Below are 2,333 nucleotides of genomic sequence, written 5' to 3'. Positions count from 1 at the left end.
GTCCGGCCCCGCCCGCTCGGACGGCGCGGGTTCCGCGGCGGCCGGGAAGGCGGACGGGGACGCTGCCGGGACGGCGGTGGACAAGAGCACACCGGCCGCCACCCACGTGATCCGCACCACGGTGATGTCCATCGAGGTGAAGGACGTCCCGAAGGCCGTCGCCGCGGCCCGGTCCGCCGCCGAGGGCAGCGGCGGGCTGGTGGAGAGCGAGTCGACCGAGCGGGTGGACGACGTCCACGACGCCTCGCACCTCGTGCTGCGCGTTCCGGAGGACCGGTACGAGGCCGTGTTGAAGCGGTTGGCCGGCACGGGCAAGCTGCTGTCGCGCACCTCGGATGCGAAGGACGTCACCGATCAGGTGGTGGACGTGGAGAGCCGCATCGCGACCCAGCGGGCGAGCGTCGACCGGGTGCGGGCCCTGATGGCGAAGGCGGAGAAGCTCAGCGATGTCGTCACGCTCGAAGGCCAGTTGAGCAGCCGTCAGGCGAACCTGGAGTCCCTGCTCGCGCAGCGGGCGAGCCTGGCCGACCGCACCTCGCTGGCGACGATCACCCTGGATCTCTTCGAGCCGGACGCCTCCGTCGCCGACGAGGACGACGATCCCGGGTTCTGGGACGCGGTGACCGGTGGGTGGGACGCGTTCGTCACGACGGTGCGGTGGATCGCGATGGCGATCGGAGCGACCGCCCCGTTCCTGGCGGCCGTCGCCCTGCTCCTGGTGGTCGGGCGGCTCGTGGTGCGCCGTCGCCGCGTCCCGGCGGCCGGTGCCCCCGCCCCCGCCGTCGCGGACGAGCGGGAGGACGCGAGCACGACTCCCGCTCCCTGAGACCGCCGGGGGAAACACCGGGGTACGCCGGGGAACACCGGGGAACGCCGTTAGCGTGGTCGGCACACTGCGGCGAAGGGACCTGGCATGACGGAGCGACTGGTGGTCGTCGGGGGCGACGCGGCGGGCATGTACGCCGCGTCGCAGGGCCGCAGGCTGAAGGGGCCGGACGAGCTGAGCATCGTGGCCTTCGAGCGCGGCCACTTCTCCTCGTACTCCGCCTGCGGCATCCCGTACTGGGTGGGCGGCGACGTGGCGGAGCGCGACGACCTGATCGCCCGTACGCCCGAGGAGCACCGGGCCCGTGGCATCGATCTGCGCACCCGCACCGAGGTGACGGAGATCGACGTCGCGGGCCGGCGGGTGCGGGCGCTGGACCGGGAGACCGGTGACACGTACTGGACCGGGTACGACAAGCTGGTGATCGGCACCGGGGCCCGGCCGGTGCGCCCGGCGCTGCCCGGTATCGACGCCCCCGGGGTGCACGGGGTGCAGACGCTGGACGACGGCCAGGCGCTGCTGGACTCGCTGGACCGGACGGGCCCCGGCCGTCGGCGCGCGGTGGTGGTGGGCGCGGGGTACATCGGCGTCGAGATGGCCGAGGCCATGCTGAACCGGGGTTTCGAGGTGACCGTGCTGAACCGGGGCGAGCAGCCGATGGCCACGCTCGACCCGGACATGGGGCGCCTCGTGCACGAGGCGATGGACGGTCTCGGCATCACCACGGTGAACCGCGCGGCGGTCGAGGAGATCCGCACCGGTCCGGACGGCCGGGTGTCGGGGGTGGTGGCCGAAGGGGAGACGTACCCGGCGGACGTGGTGGTCCTCGGCATCGGCGTGGAACCCGAGACGGATCTCGCCCGCGCGGCCGGGCTGCCGCTGGGCCCGCACGGCGGTCTGCTGACGGACCTGTCGATGCGGGTGGTCGGGCACGAGGACATCTGGGCGGGCGGCGACTGCGTGGAGGTGCTGGACCTGGTGGCGAAGCGCACCCGGCACATCGCGCTCGGCACCCACGCCAACAAGCACGGCCAGGTCATCGGCGCGAACGTCGGCGGTGGTTACGGCACGTTCCCGGGCGTGGTCGGTACGGCCGTGAGCAAGGTCTGCGACCTGGAGATCGCCCGGACCGGGCTGCGGGAGAAGGACGCGCGGGCGGTCGGGCTGAGGTTCGTGACGGCCACCATCGAATCGACGGGCCGGGCCGGCTACTACCCGGGCGCGGCGCCCATGACGGTGAAGATGCTCGCCGAGTACCGCACCGGCCGGCTGCTGGGCGTGCAGATCGTGGGCCGCGACGGGGCGGCGAAGCGGGTGGACATCGCGGCGGTGGCGCTGACCGCCGGGATGACGGTGGAGGAGATGACCGCGCTCGACCTGGGGTACGCCCCGCCGTTCTCGCCCGTCTGGGACCCGGTCCTGGTGGCGGCCCGCAAGGCGAGCACGGCGGTACGGGCGGCGGGCTCGGCCTGAGCGTCCGGCGCGGCGGCCGGGCCCGGGCGGCGAC

2 protein-coding genes are annotated in these 2,333 nt (G+C 74.0%); both read left to right on the top strand.

Annotation, left to right across the window (positions count from 1 at the left end; genetic code table 11):
* Nucleotides 1–826: DUF4349 domain-containing protein (locus tag ACWD3D_RS36205; RefSeq protein WP_451464909.1), on the top strand; the 826-nt coding region annotated here is incomplete at its 5' end.
* A gap of 87 nt (nt 827–913) precedes the next feature.
* Nucleotides 914–2,299 (top strand): FAD-dependent oxidoreductase, encoded by a 1,386-nt coding sequence (locus ACWD3D_RS36200; RefSeq protein WP_451464908.1) that lies wholly within the window; start codon nt 914–916, stop codon nt 2,297–2,299.
* The last annotated feature ends 34 nt before the right edge of the window (nt 2,300–2,333 follow it).

The sequence above is a fragment of the Streptomyces sp. NPDC002690 genome, from assembly GCF_053592415.1.
Note: the sequence above shows the minus strand (reverse complement) of the source record. Positions and strands in the feature narration are given on the sequence as shown.

Coding starts and splice junctions, on each gene's coding strand:
- ACWD3D_RS36200 (WP_451464908.1), top strand. CDS start 914: ATGACGGAGCGACTGGTGGTCGTCGGGGGCGACGCGGCGGGCATGTAC.